The organism is Microbulbifer maximicatervae (SeqCode) (assembly GCF_052468155.1).
Map to the genome: position 1 here is coordinate 3,566,017 of NZ_CP174335.1, position 19,261 is coordinate 3,585,277.

Annotated in this window: 14 protein-coding genes; 8 read left to right on the forward strand and 6 right to left on the reverse strand. The window is 45.4% G+C overall.

What is annotated here, in order from left to right; all coding sequences use genetic code 11:
- Positions 1–204 carry a zf-HC2 domain-containing protein gene (locus ACJJIY_RS15250; RefSeq protein WP_282933051.1) on the forward strand — a complete coding sequence of 68 codons (204 nt, stop codon included), beginning with the start codon at positions 1–3 and terminating at the stop codon, positions 202–204.
- 39 nt (positions 205–243) lie between these two features.
- On the opposite strand, the gene ACJJIY_RS15255 is transcribed toward ACJJIY_RS15250, so the two are convergent.
- Both ACJJIY_RS15255 and ACJJIY_RS15260 read right to left on the reverse strand, forming a co-directional pair.
- Complete coding sequence (locus ACJJIY_RS15255; RefSeq protein ID WP_413662207.1) at positions 244–732, reverse strand: hypothetical protein; 489 nt, start codon at positions 730–732, stop codon at positions 244–246.
- Complete coding sequence (locus tag ACJJIY_RS15260) at positions 729–1,661, reverse strand: DUF2092 domain-containing protein (protein WP_444908107.1); 933 nt, start codon at positions 1,659–1,661, stop codon at positions 729–731. Before ACJJIY_RS15260 ends, ACJJIY_RS15255 begins: the two co-directional genes overlap by 4 nt.
- 222 nt (positions 1,662–1,883) lie before the next feature.
- Between ACJJIY_RS15260 and ACJJIY_RS15265 the strand changes: the two genes are divergently transcribed.
- From ACJJIY_RS15265 to ACJJIY_RS15280, 4 genes are all read left to right on the forward strand, one after another.
- Positions 1,884–2,276 carry a hypothetical protein gene (locus ACJJIY_RS15265; protein WP_444908108.1) on the forward strand — a complete coding sequence of 131 codons (393 nt, stop codon included), beginning with the start codon at positions 1,884–1,886 and terminating at the stop codon, positions 2,274–2,276.
- Positions 2,277–2,360: 84 nt separating this feature from the next.
- Positions 2,361–3,737 carry a TolC family protein gene (locus tag ACJJIY_RS15270; RefSeq protein ID WP_445358228.1) on the forward strand — a complete coding sequence of 459 codons (1,377 nt, stop codon included), beginning with the start codon at positions 2,361–2,363 and terminating at the stop codon, positions 3,735–3,737.
- Positions 3,738–3,751: 14 nt separating this feature from the next.
- On the forward strand, positions 3,752–4,993 hold the full coding sequence (locus tag ACJJIY_RS15275) for an efflux RND transporter periplasmic adaptor subunit (protein ID WP_445358229.1): 1,242 nt from the start codon (positions 3,752–3,754) through the stop codon (positions 4,991–4,993).
- Positions 4,994–5,006: 13 nt separating this feature from the next.
- Positions 5,007–8,153 carry an efflux RND transporter permease subunit gene (locus ACJJIY_RS15280; RefSeq protein WP_445358230.1) on the forward strand — a complete coding sequence of 1,049 codons (3,147 nt, stop codon included), beginning with the start codon at positions 5,007–5,009 and terminating at the stop codon, positions 8,151–8,153.
- A 291-nt stretch (positions 8,154–8,444) separates the two neighbouring features.
- Here the strand turns inward: ACJJIY_RS15280 and ACJJIY_RS15285 are convergent, their stop codons facing one another.
- Together ACJJIY_RS15285 and ACJJIY_RS15290 are read right to left on the reverse strand one after the other, a co-directional pair.
- Entirely contained in the window at positions 8,445–9,719 is a 1,275-nt protein-coding gene (locus ACJJIY_RS15285) for a hypothetical protein (protein ID WP_445358231.1), read from the reverse strand.
- A 547-nt stretch (positions 9,720–10,266) separates the two neighbouring features.
- Complete coding sequence (locus tag ACJJIY_RS15290) at positions 10,267–11,553, reverse strand: hypothetical protein (RefSeq protein ID WP_445358232.1); 1,287 nt, start codon at positions 11,551–11,553, stop codon at positions 10,267–10,269.
- A 447-nt stretch (positions 11,554–12,000) separates the two neighbouring features.
- Between ACJJIY_RS15290 and ACJJIY_RS15295 the strand changes: the two genes are divergently transcribed.
- The 3 genes from ACJJIY_RS15295 (at position 12,001) to ACJJIY_RS15305 (ending at position 15,065) form a co-directional block, all read left to right on the forward strand.
- Positions 12,001–12,936: an SPFH domain-containing protein gene (locus tag ACJJIY_RS15295; protein WP_445358233.1), complete on the forward strand. Its 936-nt coding sequence runs from the start codon at positions 12,001–12,003 to the stop codon at positions 12,934–12,936.
- Positions 12,937–13,852: 916 nt separating this feature from the next.
- Positions 13,853–14,605: a class I SAM-dependent methyltransferase gene (locus tag ACJJIY_RS15300; protein ID WP_445358234.1), complete on the forward strand. Its 753-nt coding sequence runs from the start codon at positions 13,853–13,855 to the stop codon at positions 14,603–14,605.
- Between the two features lie 106 nt (positions 14,606–14,711).
- The gene (locus tag ACJJIY_RS15305) at positions 14,712–15,065 is read left to right on the forward strand and encodes a DUF1428 domain-containing protein (protein ID WP_445354058.1); all 354 of its coding nucleotides are present in this window, start codon (positions 14,712–14,714) and stop codon (positions 15,063–15,065) included.
- An 872-nt stretch (positions 15,066–15,937) separates the two neighbouring features.
- Here the strand turns inward: ACJJIY_RS15305 and ACJJIY_RS15310 are convergent.
- Both ACJJIY_RS15310 and ACJJIY_RS15315 read right to left on the reverse strand, forming a co-directional pair.
- Positions 15,938–16,927: a right-handed parallel beta-helix repeat-containing protein gene (locus ACJJIY_RS15310; protein ID WP_445358235.1), complete on the reverse strand. Its 990-nt coding sequence runs from the start codon at positions 16,925–16,927 to the stop codon at positions 15,938–15,940.
- 1,550 nt (positions 16,928–18,477) lie between these two features.
- Positions 18,478–18,924 carry a M56 family metallopeptidase gene (locus tag ACJJIY_RS15315; RefSeq protein ID WP_445359677.1) on the reverse strand — a complete coding sequence of 149 codons (447 nt, stop codon included), beginning with the start codon at positions 18,922–18,924 and terminating at the stop codon, positions 18,478–18,480.
- Between the last annotated feature and the right edge of the window lie 337 nt (positions 18,925–19,261).

Below are 19,261 nucleotides of genomic sequence, written 5' to 3' on the forward strand. Positions count from 1 at the left end.
ATGATGAAGACCTGCCGGGAAGCCACGAGGCTGATGTCTGAGTCCCAGGAGAGGGACCTGCTCATTTCCGAGAAGGCGAGCCTGAAGTTACATCTGGCGGTTTGCACACCTTGCCGCAATTTCGGCAAGCAGATGAAGACCCTCAGGCATATCACCAAATCCTATGCTCAGGGTGGCCCCGAAAAAGCTGACAACGAAAAATAGCATTTCGCACTTGGGGCCACTTATCCAATATTGGCGTTCCTAGCGGGGAGGGCGAACCGGGCGGTAGGCGATATGGCCACCGACAAAGTGCGGTTCATACCAGTAGGACCCGCAGTGCTCATAGGTAACGTTACCAACAGTTACTGCAACACAGCTGCGAGGCAACGTATATAACCACCCGCCGACACCTACGGCTGCTGCCGTACCCCAAAATGCTGGTCCCGGGTAGGGCCAGTAGTGGGGGCGCCAAGGGGGCGGTGGGTAGGGTGGATGATGGGGGTGAAATGGGGGGTGATTGGGAAAGCGCCTTGCAAACTCCCCCGGGGCATAGCCACCGTGGAAGCCTCCACCCATCGGACGCATCCCATTAAAATGTCCCCCAATATTGAAATGAGCCCCACCACCACCAAACCGACCAAAGGCTTCGGCTGAGGGACTGGCCAATGCAGTCAGTAGTGCCCCCGTGACCAGGGCAGGCACAACCAGTTGTGCAAGGAAACCCGTCTTTTGACCGTTGCGATGCATCATGGTGTGGCCTCCTTATTGGGTTCCGCCTTCTTAAACTGGATCTGCTTGAGCTTGTCGGTGGAAGGGGTAAATTGCCCGGCGGCACCAGGTTTGGCTTCCATCCATTTCAAGGTGGCAATAAAGCGCGGCTTGGCGGGGTCGCGGGTATTCACTGTTGAAATACGCAGGGGCAGGGGCTTGTCACCAGCCTTAATCCAGATTTCCCAGTCCAGGTTTTCAGAGCGAAATGCCCAGTGCTCGGTTTTTTGGCCGTCAACCATAGGCCGGTTTACCAGAAAGCCTTCTTTGATACCGGACCAAACATTTTCCTTCCTTCCCCATTCGAGGAGGTCGGCAAAAGGAATCTCAATGCCGTAATCTTTGGCGGCTTTGGTCAAAACTTCCGCTGTAGGCTGGGGTGCTTCCATTTCTGCGAAGTAACCATCGCGGGGAGCAATCACGGTGAACTTGTCGCCATTATGAATAAACTGTCGGGTGATAGAATCTGTTTTCAGGTCTACACGCAGTTGCTTCGGTGGCATTGCCATATATTTGACGGTACCGCCAATCAGGAGCTTTTCCTGATTTTCCAGAACGACTTCTGTGAATATATCGGCGTTAAACATCATCATTTTGAGGCTGGCGAGGTAGTCACCCATTCGTTTCAAGGTTGCCATCGCCTTGGGGTCTAGGGGCTCGTTTGATTCCATGGCCCCCATTTGACCTTGAGGAGGTTTGCCTTGCTGCATTTGCCCTGGTGGCTGGGGGGGATTGCTGTCATCGGTCGATTGAGTGGGGTGCCCTGGTGGCGGGGTTTGGCCTTGGGAGCCAGTGCTATCGGGTTGCGGGGGTGGTGTCGGGTTTTGAGCGACAATCGCAGGGGCTAATGCCACCGTCGCTGCAAGAATCAGCGCCCTAGCCAAGCCACCAAAGGGTTGAAAAGCAAGCATTTACCGGTACCTCCCAATACATAGCCATAGTTGTGGCATCTGAATCAGTGTAGAGGAGAACCTTCGCGCCTGCTGTTGCGTAAAAACGAGTATTGAAACGAGACTGGCTATCCAGAATTGCTGGTCAATAAGCTGTTGTTTTTCAAAACTTTTGCCGTATTCAATTGAGGCTCTGGGTTATGTTTGCTAGAGTCGGTCCATTATTGATACTAGCCTGCTCCTATGAATGTGGTTCGTCTGTCATTTTTACTGATTGCGCTGCTGATTTTCCAGACAGCTGGCGCCTTCTATGACAGTCATGATGAGCTAGAAGATATCACCATCCACTTCTCTTCAAATCATATTGATCAACTCCCGGGGGTAGCTCCTACTGACGAGCCTGATGGGGGTTCCGTCACTTTCTCGCTGCCTTCCTCCGGTGAAGAGCAATCTACACCGACGTTGGATTTCTGTAATCACTGTTGCCATTGTCACGGAATTAATGCAACCGGGCTTTTGGGGCAGTCTTATCAACCTCTTCTTCGGGGCACTATCAGTTACAGTGACACAATTAGTGCAGCTGTGCCCTCAGGTTATTTTTCTCCACTTTTACGCCCACCTATAACCCAAGTCTGATTAGTTAAATACTGCGTGTGCCGCTATAGAAGTATGTAGCTTTTGCTCGCACACGATGATCGAGTTGTGACTTGGGAGAATTCCATGGATTTTTTTTCCACGCTCTCGCTGAGCGTGATTGGTCGTACATCCTTTAGATTTTTGTTGACGACCGCTCTACTTATATCTGCGCAAGCTACCTCTGCGCAGAGGGGAGAAGTATTGACGCTGCCAGAGGCAATACAGAAAACTCTGGCACAAAATCCCCAGATTGCAGTTTTTCCACTCCAGCAATGGGCATTGGATGGTGCTGAGTTCACAGCCGGCCTACGTCCTGCATGGGATTTTGGTTTCGAAGCTGAGTATGCGGTATACGGAGATGATGGTTCATCAAGCTCAAGCTCAAGCTCAAGCTCAGGCTCCCCCGGTCGGCCCGGTCCGCCAAGTGACGACGATGATGATGATGACAAGGAACTTGAGCTGACTGCTTCTTTGTCATCAGTTATTGAGTTGGGGGGCAAACGCCAGGCTCGAATCGATGTTGTCAATGCTCAGCGGGACCTCTTAATTGCCGATGAGCAAGCGACAGCACTGGATGTCTTGGCCGAGGTGGTTCGTGGTTATGCGCAAGTACTCGCTGCCGCAGAATTACTGATTCTGGAAAAAGAGAAGGTCTCGCTGGCGCAAGAAGCGTTGGACGCTGTAACTACAAGGGTCAATGCTGCTGCGTCCCCCATAGCTGAACGCATGCGGGCTGAGTCTGCACTGGCGAATGCCATTTTGGCCGCCGAGGCACAGGAGCGAATGCTGAGCTACTACAAGTACGCACTATCCGCGCTGTGGGGGCAACCTACCCAGGACTTTGCAGTTGACTCCAGCGTGCTCTTCCGATTTGAGCCAAATGCCAGCTTTGATGTTCTGTACGAGCGAGCTCAGGAAAACCCTTCTATTGCCCGTTTTGCCTCTGAAGAGCGCTTGCGCGCATCTCACCTGCATCTGACACAAGCGAAGTCGATACCTGATATTGGTTGGTATGCAGGCTATCGGAACGACAAAGAAGATGATGAGAATGCTGTCGTTGTTGGCTTTAACGTGCCGCTTTTTACCGGGCGACGTAATCGGGGTAAAGAGATTTCTGCAATGGCTGAGCTGGAACAGGTTCAGTTGGATAGAGAGGCGGCATTGCTAAAGCTCTATCCCCAGCTTTTCTTGGCGGTAACGAGCCGTGAACAAGCGCTGGCCATTGTTGACGAAATGCAAAATACCGTTATTCCCACATTGCGCAAGGCGCTTTCTGAGGTTGACCGGGCCTATCGCCGGGGGCGCTATTCCTATGTTGAGTTGATCTCTGCCCGCGAGGAATTGCTCGATGCTGAGCGCTCGAGAATTGTGGCGGCACGCTCTGTTCATGTGTACGGAGCGGAAATTGAGAGATTAACTGCCCGGCCATTAGGTGTCGTGGCTGTCGAGAGCAGTAGATGAAGTTGAGTTTAAAAATGAGCAGATTAAATAGAACTTTAAAGCTAGCGATGCTGTTCCTAATCCTTTTGGTACCTCAAGGGTGGGTGGCAAATTTTAGTTATGCCAGTGGCTCCCACGGTGGAGAGCATCATCAAGAAGAAAGTAAAGGGCCACATGGGGGCCGCCTCTTAGAGCAGGGGGATCTTGTGGTTGAGCTGGCTCTGGTAGAGCGGAGTGGTAAGGCTGAGTTTCGCGTATGGATTCAGGAAGGCGGAAAAGCGCTAGACAATGCAGAATTGACCCTAACCCTGGTTCGACTTGGGGGCGAATCGCAACATATTGCCTTATACCGCGATACAAATATTGATTACTGGCGCAGCCAAGAGCATCTGGCTGAACCCCATTCATTCGACATTGAGCTCTCTTTGATTCACAAGCGAGGCCGTGCCAAATGGCAGTTTGAATCACATGAAGGAAGAGTAAAGATAGATGAAAGTACGGCGGAAAAGGCCGGCATTAAAACTGCGATAGCCGCACCTGGTGTCATTCAAGAGCGTATTACCCTTTACGGTAAAACTACTATCGATCATCGCAGTCTCAGTCATGTTCGTGCTCGTTATCCAGGCACGGTTGTCACGATTGAGAAAGCGTTGGGGGATTCAATACAGAAAGGAGAAAAGCTGGCAACAATTGAGTCCAATGACAGCTTGCAGACTTATTCCTTGATAGCGCCTATCAGCGGTCAGATTATCGATAAACAGGCCAGTCGAGGGGAGTTTAGCGGTGATCGGGTATTGTTTACGATTGCGAACTACAAGCAAATATGGGCAGAGCTTCAAGTATTCCCCACTCGCCGGGGACAAATTGCTCGCGGGCAAAAAGTTTCTATTACCGCCGATGGGCTCTCATTTGATTCGACAATTGTCAGCTTGGCACCGGGGGGCAATGGCACGCCTTTCGCAATAGCCCGCGCGATGATTGAGAATCCAGAGGACATTTGGACAACAGACCTGATGGTTCAAGGAGATGTGGTCACCCATGAGAGTCCTGCGCCCTTAGTGGTGGAAAATCAAGCGCTACAACCCTTCCGCAATTGGACCGTTGTGTTTGTAAAAGTAGGGGATGCTTATGAGATTCGCCCACTGGAACTTGGGCGGACCGATGGCAGGGTTACAGAGGTATTAAGTGGACTCAACCCTGGAGACCGCTACGTCACTGAAAACAGTTACTTAATCAAGGCGGATATAGAGAAATCCGGCGCTGCTCACCACCATTAATTGAGGCCAGAAGATGATTGAAAGCATCCTGCGCTTCTCCATTGAGCGGCGTTATTTCGTATTGTCCCTAATTTTTATTCTGGTGGGGCTCGGGGTTTGGAGTTACCAGAAACTCCCTATTGATGCGGTCCCCGATATCACCAATGTTCAGGTGCAGATTAATACTGAAGCACCTGGTTACTCGCCTTTAGAAGCTGAACAGAGAATCACCTATCCGGTAGAGGCGGCACTTGCCGGACTTCCCAACTTGGAGTACACCCGTTCGATTTCGCGCTACGGGCTATCCCAAGTGACCGTGGTTTTCAAAGAGGGGACAGATCTCTATTTTGCGCGAAACTTAATAAACAGTCGTCTGGGTACCATCGAGAGCAATCTGCCCCCGGGGTTGGAGCCGGAAATGGGGCCCATTGCCACCGGGCTCGGTGAGATCTTTATGTATACCGTGGAGGCTTTACCCGGAGCAACCCAGCCCAATGGCCAGCCCTACGACGCCACTGCACTGCGGGAGATTCAGGATTGGATTATTAAACCGCAATTGTCTCTCGTTCCGGGGGTTACGGAACTAAATACTATCGGTGGCTATAACAAGCAATATCACGTAACACCGGACCCCCGCCAGATGCTTAACTTCGGCGTATCTATGGAGGATATTGCCGAGGCTTTGCGTCGCAACAACGAAAGTCGAGGTGCTGGCTATCTGGAAAATAATGGACGCCAACTGTTAGTGCGTTCACCGGGACAACTACAGAATATCGGAGAAATTGAAGACGTAGTAATTACCAGCCGATCCGGGGTGCCGGTTAAAATTTCTGATGTTGCTGAAGTGGCTATTGGTAAAGAGCTGCGTACCGGTGCTGCTACGCGAGATGGTGAAGAAACCGTTTTGGGCACCGCTATGATGCTGGTGGGGGAAAACTCCCGCGAGGTGGCGCGCAATGTGGCGGTAGCTTTGGAGCAAGTAAAATCCACTGTACCTGAAGGTGTAAAGGTGGAAGCGGTTTACGATCGCACGACGCTCGTGGACAAAGCCATCGCTACAGTACAGAAAAACCTTATTGAAGGTGCGTTGCTGGTAGTCGTCGTGCTGTTCTTGCTACTTGGAAATATTCGGGCTGCCTTTATTACGGCCGCTGTGATTCCGCTGTCCATGCTTGCCACTATATTTGGTATGGTGCAAACCGGTGTTTCTGCCAACCTGATGAGTCTCGGTGCGCTCGATTTCGGTCTGATTGTCGATGGGGCTGTAATTATCGTAGAAAATGCGATTCGCAGGCTCGCCGAAGCCCAACAGCGCAAGAGCGGTAAGTTACCTCTGCAAGAGCGACTGGAGCTGGTATTCCAGGCCACCAATGAAGTGATTCGCCCGAGCCTTTTTGGAGTGTTGATTATCACGGTGGTGTATATTCCTTTGTTCACACTGACTGGTGTCGAAGGAAAGATGTTTCACCCTATGGCCGCTACTGTGGTTATGGCGTTATTGGCTGCATTGGTTCTTTCTCTCACCGTAGTACCTGCAGCAGTTGCTGTTTTTCTCACCGGGAAAGTCAGTGAAAAAGAAAATAAGGTGATTGTTGCTACTAAGTCACTGTACAAGCCGCTTTTAATTGCCGCAATGAAAGTGCGTTGGCTGGTACTATCAGGGGCTCTTGCTTTAGTACTGTTTTGTAGTTGGCTAGCTACTACTCTCGGTTCTGAGTTTATCCCTCAGCTTAATGAGGGCGATATTGCACTACACGCTTTACGTATTCCGGGGACTGGCCTTGAGCAGTCGGTGGAAATGCAGCGTCTACTGGAGCAGCGCATTAAGGCGTTCCCCCAGGTAGACAAGGTATTTGCAAAAATTGGTACTCCAGAGGTAGCTACAGATCCAATGCCTCCGAATGTGGCTGATAACTTTGTGATCCTGAAACTCAGAAATCAATGGCCCAATCCAAAACTGCCTCAGGAGCAATTGGTGGCAGAAATCGAAGCAGCCGTTCGAGAGCTTCCAGGTAATAACTACGAATTTACCCAGCCAATCCAGATGCGTTTCAACGAGTTGATTTCTGGTGTGCGTGCGGATCTGGGCATCAAAGTATTTGGTGATGACCTGGACCAGCTGGTCGCTTCGTCTAATCAAATCCTGGGAGTGTTAAATGGGATTGAGGGTGTAGCCGATGCTCGAGTAGAGCAGGTTGAAGGTCTGCCAGTTCTCTCTGTAGTCCCCAAGCGTATAGCGCTTGCCCGCTATGGTATCGACCTGAAAACCCTACAGGACTTGGTATCAACCGCAATTGGTGGGGAATCTGCAGGGCTGATTTATGAGGGTGACCGTCGCTTCCAATTGGTAGTAAGGCTGCCGGAAGGTCTGCGCCGGGACTATGAAAACCTTGGTGACTTACCTGTACCTTTACCCGCTGGTAGCCCGCTAGGTAGCTATGTGCCCTTGTCTGAAGTAGCCAATCTTGAAATGACACCGGCTCCCAATCAAGTCAGTCGTGAAAATGGCAAGCGCCGTGTAGTGGTAACCGCGAATGTACGCGATCGCGATTTAGGATCTTTTGTAGAGGAGGCAAAAGCCCGAATCCAGCAACAGGTGTCTTTGCCTGCCGGTTACTGGTTGGTATATGGAGGTACATTTGAACAACTGGAATCTGCAAGTACGCGTCTTTCTATCGTTGTCCCGCTGACGCTTTTGGTAATCCTCGGTCTTCTGGTAATGGCTTTCGGCTCATTCAAGGATGCCTTGATCATTTTTACAGGAGTTCCCTTAGCGCTAACTGGCGGGGTGCTAGCTCTATGGCTGCGCGGTATGCCTCTATCGATTTCTGCAGGGGTTGGGTTTATTGCCCTTTCTGGTGTTGCGGTTTTAAACGGCCTGGTAATGCTGTCATTTATTCGTCAGCTGCGGCAACAGGGCGGTGAGCTTTTGGTTTCGATTATTGACGGAGCAATGATTCGTCTTCGTCCTGTACTGATGACTGCTCTGGTCGCCAGCTTGGGGTTCGTGCCTATGGCATTGAATGTGGGTACCGGCGCAGAGGTACAAAGGCCCCTGGCCACGGTTGTGATTGGGGGGATTATTTCTTCCACACTTCTAACTCTGTTTGTACTTCCGCTACTGTATCGGATTGTGCATGGCAGGGGAGGGGAAGAGATGATTAAAAACGCTATTAAGTAGATGTTTCTGCCTACTTCACCTCACAAAAGAGGTGAAGTAGGTGGAGAACCAATGAGGCAAGATTCAGTTAATTTATTGCCTCCTAGTGACGCTCTAAACAAAAGGTATGAGTGCAGGTCGTTCGGCGTCCTAATAAACTCCCCTATGAGTCTGTAAGATAATCATAGTGTCTAATATATAGCCTGCGTATGGTTTAAATGTATTGCTTTTATGGGGCTGTGTTTTTTTGGGGAGTGGTACATACTGAAAGTGATTCGATAGCTTGAGACGCCTAGTTTATGTGGAGCTGATTCATATCAAATTCTTTAGAGTGTTGATATATTTTTCAGCAAAATTTAAAGCGTTATTTCTTTTTGTCAGTGGCTCACAGTATGAAAAGACAAAAACGGAACTTTTTTCTGTTGAATAAGTGCTCAATGATATTGGATGGGCGCCATGAGTTTGGAGTGAGGTACCTATGATGGGTTCAAAAAAATTCATGTGCACACCCAGGGATTCCAGGTTACCCAAGTTGGATACACATAACCCTTCAAGAAAGTAGGGGTTGTTGGTTTCGTACTTTTCAACCCACTCTATAATACTCCCTAAATCATAGTTCTTGTGAAAGTTAAACTTACAATATTCACCGGACGCTGCCTGCCGATCAAGTTCAGTCTGTAAGTGCTTTGCCAGCTCCCAGGTGTTCTCGATATCGATATCTGGTGTAACCTCAAGAGTAGTAACTGCAGAAAATGTACCAATAACGCTTAATTCGATTCCGGTACCGCATAGGTCGCGGACATCCATGGGTAATAAGATTTTGATCCACTCTCTGTGATTTGGCAGTATGTTTGATGCCTGGATGGCAATAGCACAAAAAAGCGCACTAGGTCTTACTTTGTGTTTTCTGCCAATAGTTGCAACGTGAGAGAGTTCCTCCATAGGAAATTTGCGATATAAAATATGGCCCTCCCTTTCAGTAACAAAAGCGGCTTCTTCTACTGGCCATTTAAATAAATTTTCTTTAATTCCAGATTTTTGCTTGTTTGAGAAATGCTTGCTTGAATCAAAGTAGGTCTCAACTGGGTTGTATAACAGCTGTCTATCTAACCTGAATCTTCCTTGATCCAAAAAATACAAATCTAAAATATAGAATATGATCCCGGCAGACCGGCCGTCCAATGCAGCATGATTGCTGACCATAGATATGTAGCCGACTTTACCGAGTGAATTTAGATAGAAGGAAAGAGTATATGTACATGCTTCAACATTGAGTCCTGTTTTACCTCTGCGAGTATATTCATACTCAATATTAATGGGTGTTGAAAGCTCTTTTATTTCTATAGGGATATCCTCAAAGGGTACATCGCAATACCAGCGCAGTTGCTCAGTTGACTCAACACGAGCCTGTAGAAGGGGGTAAATTTTATGGATTAAAGAAAAGGCAGTTTTAAGTTGCTCAACACTCAGTGGAATTAGAACTTTATAAAAGGAAACCAGCAAGGTTCCCCCGCAAGTTCTCCTGGCTAGCTCGGTAAATAATGCTTCTTCAGGCCCCAGCACCCTGGATAGTTCTGGGCTGGACATAGGTTCTCTTTCCAAGAACAGATTGACTTAATGTCAAACTTAATAAAATAGGAGTTAAGATGCAAAAATATTGATGCCTAAATGTTGCTTGCTTATCTACATATAGATGTTCGGAATACATAAGTGTTGGTTAAGATTTGTCGTGGTTTGATCTAATTCTGACTGGTTTGAGGTGCATTACTTGAGTGGGGGTGTGGGGCAATAGTTCCTTTAGAATATATGTGCGCCTTTCGATAAAGCTAGTAAGGTCGTCTCCTTTTGGCAGGTTACATTATGAAAGATAAGTGCTGAATTCTGGATGGTTTATTAGGTTAAAATTGATGATTGGAGAAATTCGGGAGATTCATGTGATATGACTGGCTGTGCTTGGTTGGCGTTACTAATATTTCCTTGCATTGATTTTTGGTGGTCACTTGTTGTGACCAATTGATTCTTTGTTGGAGAATCGTACATAAGGTGAAATTGTTTGGGTGTAGCCTCGGCTGATTAGGGAGTAGTGGGCGCCTTTGCTTTACTTTTGCTTTTGTTCGTTTTTTCAAGTCAAGGGTTAGTTCTCAGGTTCTAAAAGCCTCTTGATCGTGTTGATGAATTTTTCTGCAAAATTCAAAACGCTATCTCGTTTTGTGAGTGGGTCACAGTATGAAAATATAAATACAGAATTACGTACCGTTGAATAGGTTAGTAGTGAGATAGGGTGAGCCCCATGTGTTTGAAATGGAATTGCCGTGATGATTTCGAAGTGCTTCATTGCCGTGCCAAGCGCTTTCATACTGCCTACATTAGATATACACATTCCTTCAGAAAAGACAGGTTTCTTTTCCTCGTAGTCCTGAGCCCATTCAATAATATCCTCGAGTTTATATTTCTTGGGGAACATGAACTTGAATGGTTCTCCTTCTTCCGCCTGTTTATCAAGCTCAATCTGTAAGTGACGCGCTAGTTGCCAAGTATCTTCTATATCTATATTGGGCATGATTTCAAGAGTGGTTGCTGATGAAAAAGCACCTACTGCACTTAATCCAATTTCAGTGCCGCAGAGTTCACGAACATCCACGGGTAGTAAAATCTTTATCCAATCTTTATGGTTGGGTAATATTTTGGATGCTTGAATTGCAATGGCACAAAACAGGGCGCTTGGCCTTACCTTGTGGGTTTTCCCTATTTTTACCAGTTGTGAAATTTCTGCAATCGGAAATTGTCGATATATAGCGTGACCTTCACGTTCTGCTGCAAAAGCAGGTTCCTCTACGGGCCAATTAAAGAGTTCATCTTTTTGAGGTGATGGTTTTTCATGGGCAAAGTATTTAGAGGAACTAAAGTAGCTTTCGACAGCTTCGTAAAGTGGTTGCCCGCCCAACCTGAATGTTCCTTCATCTTTAAAGAATATGTCTAAAATACAGAATAAAGTCATCACTGATCGGCCATCCAAAGCTGCGTGGCTGCTGACCAGTGAGATCCATTCAGCTTCGTCATTGGAATTAATATAGAAGGAAAGTGTATATGTGCATTTTTCAACATCAAGGCCCGTCTTCCCCCGACGATTGAATTCAGCCTCGAAGTCAAGAGGCTCCTTCAATTTTCGAACCTCAATTGGAATTGACTCGAATGGTACGTCGCAGCGCCATCGAAGCTTGTTGCCGGACTCAACTCTTGCCTGTAGAAGTGGGTAGATTTTATGTGCCGATGCGAAACCACTTATTAATTTTTCAACGCTAAGAGGGGTGAGTACTTTGATAAAGGAGATTACTAATGTCCCCCCGCAAGTTCGCCTTGCCAACTCGGTGAACATAGCCTCCTCTGCACCTAATACTCTGGAGAGCTCTGTAGCCGGCACAAAGTACCTCCTTTTTAAAGCCCATCCATATCATGTAAAGTAACTTGAATAGGCTTGAATCGCAAAAAACAATTGCTTAAAGATAAATGGCTGTAGATTTGATTTTGGATACTTTGTTGCAGAAGAATAGTTAAGTGATGGTAAGTTGTACTAACAATAGTTTTGTTGGTGCGGATTTTAATTTAAGGGTTTTTCCAGGAAAATTTTTGTTTATTGGTCTGTAACGGGTTTAGTGAAGCTCTTTACATTTACTTTTACCCTACTGGGGGACAGTAGACTTACAGTTGGGTTTAGGGCAGTAGTTTTGTGGCCAGCATGTTGTAGTTGATGTAAGCTGTGGGTGAGTGCTCTTAGTAGGGGGGATATTTGCTCATACACTGGTTGCCCCTTGCTGAGTAAGATAATTTACACATCTTATATAATTTATTCTGACTGGGCTTTTAAAATATGCCGGAACAACTCTTTACACTTTTACCTTTTTGGCCTGTGATACTTGGAGCTGTAGTACTTTTTTTGCTGGCTAAATCCATCGTGATAGTGGAGCCAAAGCAGTACCACTTCGTGCTATTTCTTGGTAAGTACTGGAAAACTGCCACCCCTGGTTTCAACTTGATTATTCCCTACCTTTCCTGGGTAGACAAAAAAGCCTCAACGGCTCTACACGAAACCCCTGTTGAGTTGAGTCTAAAGACCAGTAATCATGTCACATTTGGCTTGATTCTAAAGGTTCAGCATCAGGTGTCGTCGGATGTGCAGCTTGCATACAAAGCTCTCTATGATCTAGAGAATTACCAGGCACAGCTGAAGTCGTTTGCAACAGATGCAGCTATTCCTGTTGCCAATGGCATTGAGCTGGAAGACGTTTATAACAAAAAAGAACATATAGCTGACAAGGCTAAGGAGCGCCTTCGCCAATTTTTCCACGACTTTGGTGTAGAGATTGTCGATGTATTATCAGATGAGCCGCGGCTACCCAAGTCGGTAGAAGTTCAGGCTAACAAAGTTATGGAAATGCAGCGGGAGAAGCAGGCCGCTACCTACGAGGCTGAGGCGATCCGGGAGCGCGAAGTGGGTAAGGCTAAAGCTGATGGCGAGTCCGTAAAGATTCGTATGGAGAAAATGGGGGAGGCACGACGGGTATATGCACAAAGTGCAGCCGAGGCTATTAAGGTTCTCACCAGCGCTGGTACCAGTGCAGACGAAGCGTTGCGCTTTATGACTGCCATTGCAGATAATGATGCGCTGGTAACTGCTGCACGTCACGGTAGTACTGTGGTAATGGCTACCAGCCAGGCGCAGCAAGTACCTGTCGCTTTGCCGTTACCTGATAAGTCGGCTGCGGTAGCAAAACAACGGCCGCTGAGAGAGCCCGAGCCTGTCTAGTAAGGTCATCCGAGGGGTAAGCCTATGGGCTTATCCTTTGGTAGCTTCGGGGTATCTTGATAGTACTTTACTCCGATAGTTGATGTCGTACCGCTCAGCGCTACAGTACTTGATATTCTAAGTGGTACAACTACAACATTTTTCATGCTCTTGGCGCTGCTTATATTGCTTTATCAGTTGTCTTTGGTCGTAATTTGAGTCAATGGGCCGATATGATCTTTGCTAGGCATTTTACCGGCGAGTCCAAGCCGGCTAGTCCCGACTATGGTTGGCCCAAGTTAAGGTATGAATTGATTGTATTTATAAAAACACTGTTAGCCTGCGTAATCACCCTAGCTCTCATTCGAGCAATGACATGAATGATCGGTAATCTAGATAAATCATTTGCACTTTATATGTGGGATGATATTTTCAAAGCACTCTTATTTTTTTGGCTTATTTTTGGCCCTGGATGGAGGACTATGTTTCGCCTGTTTAGAAGGCCGTTGAAGAAAAGCTCTTAGAGTATTTTGTGCTATTGCTGTTTCGAAGTTCTATTATGACTCCTAATGTGTATTTGGTCTGCATAGTTAGTGGCGGAAAATTATACGTGATATCGTAGCTATCAAGTTTTTACCTGGAAGATGATGCTCGTATTATGTCTCGGAAGGGCAAGGTATCGCTATTTTGTGGTTTGTTGGTATTGGGCAGGAGTATTGATGTCCACTATCGCGCCAGTATTGGTCTCACATGAATTGTTGCATTTCAAGAAGTTATTGGTAGGGTAATGCTTGGAGGGGGTCCCAGCTGCTAATAAATAAGAATAATATTTTTTTTGATTTTGACCTAAGAGCTAGGGTAAGAGGTGCAGCTATAGTAGCTCATATATATTATCTTGCCGCGGCTGCTTAAAGAACCTTATTTGTCGGGGGCAGAAATGCACCATCACAAATTATTCAGTGGCAAGAGTGAGCTTTATAAGACTGCTAGGCCAACCTATCCTCCAGAGCTTTATAAGTGTCTCTCAAGCTTGGCTCCATCAAATAAACTTGCCTGGGATTGTGCTTGCGGTAGTGGTCAGGCAGCGATAGGATTGGCTAAACTATTTGGTAGTGTGTACGCAACTGATATTAGCGCCGAGCCAATAAAAGCGGCTAAAGTCCACCCTAATATTCACTATCAAGTAGGACCTGCTGAGCAGTGTGACTTGGCAAATGAGAGTTGTGATTTGGTTTGTGTGGCCCAGGCGTTGCATTGGCTTAACCTTGATGATTTTTGGCCCGAAGTTCTAAGGGTTTTGAAGCCAAAAGGTATTTTTTCAGCTTGGGGCTATAACTGGCCAGTCTTAGATGGAGATCTGGCTCAAATATTCAATGAACTTATTTTGGGTCCAATAGAGACGTGCTGGGCTCCACAAAACAAATTGCTCTGGAATCACTTTAAGGATATAGACTTTCCTTTTAGTGCTATACAGGTTTCGAAGCCAACTATGGAAGCAGTCTGGGACCTGAATGAGTTTTTTAATTTTATACATACTTTTTCGGCCGTGCGGAGATGTATAGATGGCATGGGTGGTGAATTTATGGAGCGGGCCTACCGTAAGGCTAAGGAGGTTTGGAAGATACCTCAAGAGAAAAGAGTGATAGCATTTGATTTTGTGCTCTATGTAGGGTGTAAGAAAGGTTGGTGATAGAGAGATATCGCTATCACTAGATCAGGGCAGTAGAAGTGCTTTGCAAATCTGTATTTAATTTCAATAGTAACTTATCAAATTAGAAAATACCGGGGAGTTAAAAATGTCTTATGCAGATGGATTTGTAGCAGCTGTACCCTCAAATAATAAAGAAGAATATATTAAGCATGCAAAAATTGCTGCAGAGGTATTTAAAGAGCAGGGGGCTCTAAAGGTTGTTGAAACTTGGGGTGATGATGTTCCAGAAGGCGAATTAACCTCTTTTCCTTTGGCCGTAAAGTGTGCTGGCAATGAAACTGTAGTGTTCTCCTGGGTCCTCTGGCCTTCTAAAGCGGTTCGAGACTCTGGATGGCAGGCGGTTATGGATGATCCGAGGATGAGCCCAGATCAAAACCCCATGCCATTTGATGGTAAGAGATTAATCTATGGTGGCTTTAATATTATATTGGATGAATAAGGCATGTTTGTAGGTCATTGCGGAATATCAATAGCTTAGTTTGGGTTGCCTTTGAGGTAGTATTTTATCGTGAATTGAGTAGTGCGAAGGTTCCGTTAATGATTGATACGTAGTTGTATTTGGAGTGCAGCTACACTTGAAGAGGGTGGATATATTCTGCAGCTTAGTTGGGCTTCGTGATTCTCGAAGCTGGTGGCGACTATCCACTGCCTAAAGAAAGTGAAATTGCATTTCACGATTTCGAAGATGGTCCTAATTTCTTTAGTTTGGTATATTCGTCAAAAGCCCAATTTCGCAATGTGGTATTGTTCAGGTCCCTCCCAGAAAAATTGGGTAATCCTGGGTAATCGTATGACTATAATTCCCTCTAACCTTGCACTATTTATCCTGGTCATTTGGGGTGAATAGTGTTCGGCTGGTGGCTTTAATAGAGATGTTTCTCTCTTAAAGAGTATATGTTGTTAGGCACTTGCCTTCTCTACGGACCTGACGACCTTGGTTACAATTCATGCCGCCATGGTAGCCCCACGACGGACTTGTCAGGTTGGTGCTTGGGAAATGGTAGGAGTTTGTTCTCCATATCGAATGATCCGGAACATGTGGTTAGTGTTACAGCTATATTGCACGGTTGTGTATTTTATTCAATGCTCAGTAGATTTAGGGTGATTATTGTTATCGGTTTTATTCGGTTCATTATCGCTCTTTAGGATTTGAATGTACCTATATTTAGGGGGTAGGCTTGTCTAATATACATAACTCTGGAAGTTGCCAATCCACAGCTATTAAATTTCTTTTTTCCACTGTCTACCCCCATGATCGATCGCCCACGCTGTAAATGTAGGGATTATCTACAAGCACAGTTATTTGATACGCTAGAGGAATCGAAGACAGTCAGGGTCGGAAGTATTGGCTGTATTGGAGCTCCAAGTATTATTTAAATTAGTGCAGGTGGGATCGGCAAATGGGTCCAGCAAGTCGAAACCAACATTATCTGTAGATATATTGCCTCGAATTACATTGTCGACACTTCCTGACTGCTCTATATATATTCCCTGGTCACCATTATATTGGACTGTGTTTTGGAGGATTGTATTGCTAGAGCCGCTGTCGGAGATCTCAATACCATCATCACCATTATTGGAGGCAATGTTTTGGGATATATAAGAGTTGTTTCCATTAATGACGATTCCGCCACCATCATTGTTTTCAGAAATATTGAATGATATGGTTGCTCCAGATCTGTTTAGATCAATTCCGTCATCGTCACTGCCTGCAGTATAATTTTGGATGATAGAGGCTGAGGCGCCATTAATTTCTATTCCTTCGTCACCTGCCCCATTAATTGTATTTTGTGTTACTGTAGTGAAGTCGCCACTGGCATCTATGCCATCATCACCATCCGCCCCATTACTAGTAATAATATTGCCCTGTATTAGATTGTTATTACTCTCTGCTCTGATTCCGTCATCGAGGAGAAAATTAGTGATTTGTGTGTGAAGAATTGAGTGTAAGCCGGAGCCGGCTACCAGAATGCCCCCTGGACAATTCTCTACGCTCCCACCGATAACTTGACGAGAGGTACCCTCAACCATTATACCAAATTGTCCAGTTTCTCCAGCTCCGCCGATGCATGTGATTCCGCCATCACCTGACATATACAGGTTTCCTGAGGGGCCGGTAATGGTTAAAGCGTAAGGGTTTTCTGGCGTTAACTCACATAGTAAATTTTCTGTAAGAGTGGTAGGTGAATTAATAGTATCAAAACATTCAACGGCAAGTGATTGAGGGGAAAGTATAACGGCTGAAGTGCTTACCATTAAGTAGATGGGCGCAGTCAAAGACTTAGATAATTTGATATTCATTGATGATTCCTTCCATGTAATAGGGTATTAGTGGGTTTAGTTTATCCTTGTTTTTTAGGTGTCCTGAAATGGTTTGTTTAGAGTCTTCAATGCAGTTTTATGGTTAAAGTGGGTGGTTGTTATTACAGCAACAATTCTGCTTTATGTGGTTGTTTTTTCCAAATATTTATTTGGAGTTTTGAGATTGTTGTAATTATATTTTTTTATAAGTCTTTGGGTGTTTCCCTTGGTCTATGAGGTTAGTTTTGCCCGGGAAGTGCTGGTGTTGATTTTTAATATTTATATGGAAATGTTTAGTGTCGGTTGCCCTATATAGATATTGAGAATTAGTGGGTGTAATTATCTTGTCTGATACTTATCACCTTAGGTAATACTTTTTGAATTCCTTTAAGGTCAATACTCCGGGTAGTTTTAAATGGCAATCTAGGTAGGGACTACGATCAAGTTCTGGGAGTGATAGGCTCTAATAACCAGGTGGTTCAGTGCTTCCACATGAATATCTAGGGGGTGGACAATTTTGTGATGCCTCGAAAGTCCCATAGGGAAGCCTTGAAGTCCGCAGTTGCTGCACTGTGACCCTGTTGGCATTCGTTGCATGCTGCGCCTAATGTCTGCGACCATCAATGCCTGCAATATACTGTAGAATTATTTTGAGGCCCCTATTAAAAATTGAATTATGGCGCTTTAATAAAAACTGTTCCCAGTTGTATCTCTTCATTTGATTAGTGTTATTTGACCTTCTGGTACCTTTCCGCCAATTTCGTGTTCACGATTAGAGGTGCCTTATGCCCTGAATTGGCTAAGAAGGTTAAACGGGATGTCCGGAAAACCGGCGCTGACCAAGCAACAGTGATCCACCAGTATTTTGAGTGTTAAGCCCAATACCGGCCTCTTTCTTTAAATATAATGGAATGGAGTGCTACCATCTTGCAATGAAATCTTTCGCGCTTCGGCTCCATATCATGCTCTCACTGGAATAGTTGACAAAAATGTAATTATCCATGATGGAAGTGGCTGTAATCTACATAAATAAATGCATCTTCGATGTTTTCATTGTTTCGTCAATATACCGATAAATATTTCGCGGATTGGATTGCAGTATTTGATAATGGTTATAGGGAGTGGTTTATTAATTGCGCCTTTTTAAAGCTGTATTTAATTGCTTATTAATATATATCTTGCCTATAGCTGATGGCCTCTTGCTCCTATTTAGCCGAGCTCTGAACTAAAGCAGGTTTTAGGTGAACTGTGAAACGTAATAATTGAAGACTCTTGAATTATAGTGTATTGATTGTCGCGTTGTTCCATTTTGAATTCATAACACCTTAATAAAGTGATTGCCGCATGATACGGTCTTACAGAGTAAATTTTGATTGTAACCTTTTGATTTGACAACTGTTCAATACCGACAACATCTTGATCGGCGGAATTGAAAATCATTCTAGTCACTTCTCTTAGCGGGATTTCCTCAAAGTTAAGTTGCATGGTTTCCTTTGGCCAAGATGAGTCATCAGCTACTACATGTGGTGTTTAGGTTAGACCAATAAACCCTATAGTAAGGACAAGAAGGCCACCAATGTTGTTTTTACTGTTGAGCTGTGGTGTTTTTCAAGCATGATAAATCTCTCTTTTTGGTTTAATAGAAATGCCATGGTGGAGGGGAGGATGTTCGCGTATAAACGTTTTGTTGATGCGCGAACATATTCTAAGCGTTCATTGTTACTGCTATTTTTTAGAGTTCGATGGTCACATGCCAATTCCTGGTCTTCTCGGATTATTGGTGCAGCCATATGAATTAGTGGATTGAACCAAAATACGGCACGGACGATTTCATAGACCAATTGAACCCATAAATCCTTACGTTCTATTTGGGAGAGTTCATGGGCAAGAATACAGCGTTGCTGAATTTTATTATATCGTGAATAGAAATCATCCGGTAAGTATGCTGCAGGCTTTGATAGGCCTGTAACAAATGGAGCGGAAGGTGTGTGTTTTATATATGGCGTGGGCTTTCAGTGCTAATGGTTTATGAATTCTGATAATCTCTTCTACCGAAATAGATTGTCGATTTTTGCTTAAATGATTTTTAAGTGTGCGTATAGAAAAAAGTCTATAGATCACCCAGGCAGAGAAACCGATCAACCAAACCCAGATTAAATAAAAGTCGGGAGTAAGTACCGTAACATTTGGATTAGGATATATCTTTATTGAAATGTTATCAGCTGAAACGGCTTGACACTCAATAAGTGTAATTCCGACTTCTGGTTTTTGCCACATGAAGCATCTAACCAAAGGAATTAGCCAGAGTAGGAATGCTATCTGTGCGCCCGGATA

What these genes read in the sequence shown, in the direction of transcription:
- ACJJIY_RS15250 (WP_282933051.1), top strand. Translation starts at nt 1, where the DNA reads ATGATGAAGACCTGCCGGGAAGCCACGAGGCTGATGTCTGAGTCCCAG.
- ACJJIY_RS15310 (WP_445358235.1), bottom strand. Translation starts at nt 16,927, where the DNA reads ATGAATATCAAATTATCTAAGTCTTTGACTGCGCCCATCTACTTAATG.
- ACJJIY_RS15275 (WP_445358229.1), top strand. Translation starts at nt 3,752, where the DNA reads ATGAGCAGATTAAATAGAACTTTAAAGCTAGCGATGCTGTTCCTAATC.
- ACJJIY_RS15255 (WP_413662207.1), bottom strand. Translation starts at nt 732, where the DNA reads ATGATGCATCGCAACGGTCAAAAGACGGGTTTCCTTGCACAACTGGTT.
- ACJJIY_RS15295 (WP_445358233.1), top strand. Translation starts at nt 12,001, where the DNA reads ATGCCGGAACAACTCTTTACACTTTTACCTTTTTGGCCTGTGATACTT.
- ACJJIY_RS15280 (WP_445358230.1), top strand. Translation starts at nt 5,007, where the DNA reads ATGATTGAAAGCATCCTGCGCTTCTCCATTGAGCGGCGTTATTTCGTA.
- ACJJIY_RS15305 (WP_445354058.1), top strand. Translation starts at nt 14,712, where the DNA reads ATGTCTTATGCAGATGGATTTGTAGCAGCTGTACCCTCAAATAATAAA.
- ACJJIY_RS15285 (WP_445358231.1), bottom strand. Translation starts at nt 9,719, where the DNA reads ATGTCCAGCCCAGAACTATCCAGGGTGCTGGGGCCTGAAGAAGCATTA.
- ACJJIY_RS15265 (WP_444908108.1), top strand. Translation starts at nt 1,884, where the DNA reads ATGAATGTGGTTCGTCTGTCATTTTTACTGATTGCGCTGCTGATTTTC.
- ACJJIY_RS15300 (WP_445358234.1), top strand. Translation starts at nt 13,853, where the DNA reads ATGCACCATCACAAATTATTCAGTGGCAAGAGTGAGCTTTATAAGACT.
- ACJJIY_RS15260 (WP_444908107.1), bottom strand. Translation starts at nt 1,661, where the DNA reads ATGCTTGCTTTTCAACCCTTTGGTGGCTTGGCTAGGGCGCTGATTCTT.
- ACJJIY_RS15270 (WP_445358228.1), top strand. Translation starts at nt 2,361, where the DNA reads ATGGATTTTTTTTCCACGCTCTCGCTGAGCGTGATTGGTCGTACATCC.